General features: G+C 70.4%; 1 protein-coding gene and 2 pseudogenes. All 3 read right to left on the bottom strand.

The features are described 5' to 3' along the window. Window positions 1–75 (bottom strand): annotated as a pseudogene (locus tag IE170_RS32250) (roadblock/LC7 domain-containing protein); the annotation flags it as partial. Between the two features lie 10 nt (window positions 76–85). Beyond that, window positions 86–3,253, bottom strand: a complete 3,168-nt coding sequence (locus IE170_RS32245) for a sensor histidine kinase (RefSeq protein ID WP_189813033.1) — start codon at window positions 3,251–3,253, stop codon at window positions 86–88. 292 nt (window positions 3,254–3,545) lie between these two features. Continuing rightward, a pseudogene (locus IE170_RS32240) lies at window positions 3,546–3,628 on the bottom strand (ATP-binding protein); the annotation flags it as partial.

The following is a 3,628-nucleotide window of genomic DNA, read 5'->3' as shown; positions in this document are numbered from 1 at the left end:
CGTGTGGGACACCCCGGGGGTGTTGTCCACGAAGTTGGTGATCAACCAGTTCAGGTTCTGTGCCGCCTGGCTCATCGGGCTCACACTAACGCTCCTGGTCATAGCTGTTACTTGACTGCTCAGTACCCGCGCTGCGTCCCTGCTGGACACCGCGCCGCAGGTTGCTCAACCTGCCGCGGACGTCCTCCGGAGCGCGGGAGACCTGGGGGCCGCCCTGCGGGGTCGTCTCCGCGGAGCCCTCGACCAGGTTGGCCTTGGGCACCCGCCGAGGGAGACCGGACGAGGTGACCCCGCCCGCCTTCGGCTCGCGGAGCTTTCCGGCCTGCTGCCAGCGCTCGTCGTTCTTCGAGCGCCAGCCCGGACCGCCCTCCTCGTCCGCCTTCGGGGCGGCGGCCTGCTGCTGTCGCTGCGGCCGCTGCTCGAAGAGGGATCCGGGGGACTCCGCTTCCTGCTGCGCCGGCTGCCACTGCTGCTGGCTGCCGCGGCGCGGCAGGCCCGCTCCGGTCATTGCGTGACCGGTGTCGGCAGCGGCGCCCGGACGGTCGAAGCCTACGCGGTCCGCGGCGGGTTCGGGAGCGACGGGGGGTTCCGATTCGGTCCCGTACCCCTGGTCGTAGCCCTCGGAGTAGGTGTTCTGCTCCGGCCAGGCACCGTGCTGGGCCTGGGTTTCGTAACCGCCCTGGTATGCCTGGGAGTCCTGGTGCGGCTCCTGGTAGTCGGCTTCCGCATAACCGTAGTCCTGCTGCGGGTACGCCTCGTAGCCCTGCTGCTGGTGGTGCGCCTGGCCGGTGTCGTAGGCCGGGTCGTAGACGGGAGCCGACTGCCCGCCGTACTCCGGGTACTCCTGGTACCCGTGCTCCGGCTGCGGTTCCGCATACTCCTGCTCGGCCTGCTCCTGGCCGGCCTGCGGCTGGCCCAGCTGGGCGGCGAGGGCCGCGCGGCGCTCCTGGTGGCCCAGGGAGCGGCCCACCGGGCCCGCGGAGGCCCCGTCGGCGTCGTAGCGGGAGTCGTCGAAGCCGAGCTCGGCCGCGGTGCGCAGCGGGGCGTCCTGCTCGGCCGCCTGCTGCGGGATCATCGAGGAGACGGTGAACTCGTCGTCCGGGATGCCCTCGCCGCCGCCACCGTGGGTGATGGCGTCCGGGAGCATGATCAGCGACGTGGTGCCGGCCGCCTCGCCCGAGGGGCGCAGCTGGACGCGGATGTTGTGCCGGTCCGCCAGGCGGCCGACCACGAAGAGGCCCATGCGCTGCGAGATCGCGGCGTCCACGGTCGGCGGGTTGGCCAGCTTGTGGTTGATGTCCGCGAAGTCCTCGGCGGTGAGGCCGATGCCCTTGTCGTGGATCTCGACCATGACGCGGCCGTCGGGCAGTCGCGTGGCGTTGACGCGGACCTTGGTCTGCGGGGAGGAGAACGTGGTGGCGTTCTCCAGCAGCTCGGCGAGCAGGTGCACGAGGTCAGTCACGGCCTGGCCGTGGATCTCGGCGTCGGAGACGCCCTCGAACTCGATGCGCTCGTACTGCTCCACCTCCGAGGAGGCGGCGCGCAGGACGTCGACGAGGGGCACCGGCTGGTCCCAGCGGCGGCCCGGCTCCTCGCCCGCGAGGATGAGGAGGTTCTCGCCGTTGCGGCGCATGCGGGTGGCCAGGTGGTCCAGGCGGAAGAGGTTCTCCAGCTGGTCCGGGTCGGCCTCGTTGTTCTCCAGGTCGGTGATGAGGGTCAGCTGGCCCTCGATCAGCGACTGGTTGCGCATGGAGAGGTTCGTGAAGATCGCGTTGACGTTGCCCCGCAGGAGGGCCTGCTCGGCGGCGAGGCGGACCGCTTCGCGGTGGACCTGGTCGAAGGCGCGGGCGACCTCGCCGATCTCGTCCTGGGAGTCGATCGGGATCGGGGCGACGCGGGTGTCGACCTTGCCTGGGTCGGTGCGGGAGAGCTGGTCGACGAGCGCCGGCAGGCGCTGCTCGGCCACGTCGAAGGCGGCGGAGCGCAGGCGGCGCATCGAGCGGCTCATCTGGCGGGCCACCATGCCGGCGAGGATGAACGCGGCCAGCAGGGCCACGACCACGATGGCGCCGGTGACGATGGCGTCGTTGCGGGCGTCCTCGGAGATGGCGACGGTGTCCTTGACGGCCTTGTCGAGGAGTTCCTTCTCGATCTCGGCGTAGCCCTCGAACTTGGCCGTCGCCGCGGCCTGCCAGGCCTGCGGGGTGGTGCCGTTCTTGGCGAGCACGGAGGGCTTCTCGCCGCCGGCTATCGCCTCGGTCATGCCGGCGAGCGCCGAGTCCTGGACGACGGGCGGGGCCTTGAACGGGGTGCCGGCCTGCTCGGCCTGCCCCTTCGCGGCGGCGATCTTGGCGGCGCCGTCCTTCTTCTTCTTGTCCATCACCTCGCGGAGGCGGTTGACGTCTTCCTCGGTGCCCGCGGCGACGTACTCGCCGACCGCGATCTCCTCCAGGTAGGCGTACGAGGAGAAGGCGATCAGCTGGGCCTTGCGGACTTCCTCGTTCTCGCTCGGGCGGACGAGGAGGTGCGTGCCGATGGCGCGCTGGAGCGACTCGGCGGCCTTGGCGAGCTCGACCGCGTAGACCATGCGGCCGTAGCTGGTGACGTTGCCGGTGCCCAGACCCAGTTCGTTGGAGAACTGCATCAGGTAGTGCTGGACGAGGAGGTAGCCGTCCTCGGTGGGGATGGGGCCGGCCTGGGACGGCAGGTTCTTCTTCGCCGTCTCCGGGGCCGTGTAGGCGGTCTTGCGGACCGCCTCCAGCTTCGGCTCCTCCTTGCGGAAGAGCTCCAGGCGGCGCTCCAGGCCCTGGTTCTTCGGGAGGTCCGCGACCGCCAGCGCGAACTTGTCCTTGGCGTCGTTGGTGGCCGCGTAGGCCTTCGCGACGGCCGCGTTGTTCTTGTCGCCCTTCAGCAGCGGCTCGGCCGTGAGGTCGCGCTCGTTGAGCAGCGCCTGGCCGTACTCCGCCGCCGCCTGGACCACGCGGGCGGTCTTCTCGGCGTCCTTGGCCTCGTTCCAGGTGTCGATGGACCCCTTCACCTGGAAGCCGCCCATGACCAGTCCGACGAGGACGGGCAGGAGCAGGATGGCGTTCAGACGGGTCGCCACGCGCCAGTTGCGGGGCGAGAACCTGCTGGTGCTGCCCTTCGCCGGCGGCTCCGCGGGCACGTCGACGGGCGGTGCGGCCGCGCGCTGCGGCGGGGTGAAGTTGCCGCGCGCGGATTCATCCGCGGGGCTCGAGCTGCTTCGCCTCACTCGACCAACAACCTCTCGGCGGTGCTACTAGCTGGTTAGTTGAATTCCAGCACGGTCAACGGCCGTGTTCCAAACAGTCCGGCCGTGCGGTCCGGACGGCCCGACGGCCTACGTAAAACGGACATAAAGAGTGACCGGCGGTGAAAACGGGAACGCTCGTGCGCACAGCGGTACCACCCGACCGCACCCCGTGCCCGGCGGCGGGCAATTCTCTGTCGAAACGTTATGAACGAGCAGGGCGGGCCGTGTCGTACGACACAGCCCGCCCTGCCGCGCACACATGCCCGTCCCGTTACTTCAGCCGTGCCATGAGGGCGTGTTCGACGAGGGTGATGAGGGCGCTCTTGGCGTCGGCGCGGTGGCGGGCGTCGGTGG

This window comes from Streptomyces toxytricini (genome assembly GCF_014649915.1).
In the GTDB taxonomy this organism is placed as follows: domain Bacteria; phylum Actinomycetota; class Actinomycetes; order Streptomycetales; family Streptomycetaceae; genus Streptomyces; species Streptomyces toxytricini.
Note: the sequence above shows the minus strand (reverse complement) of the source record. Positions and strands in the feature narration are given on the sequence as shown.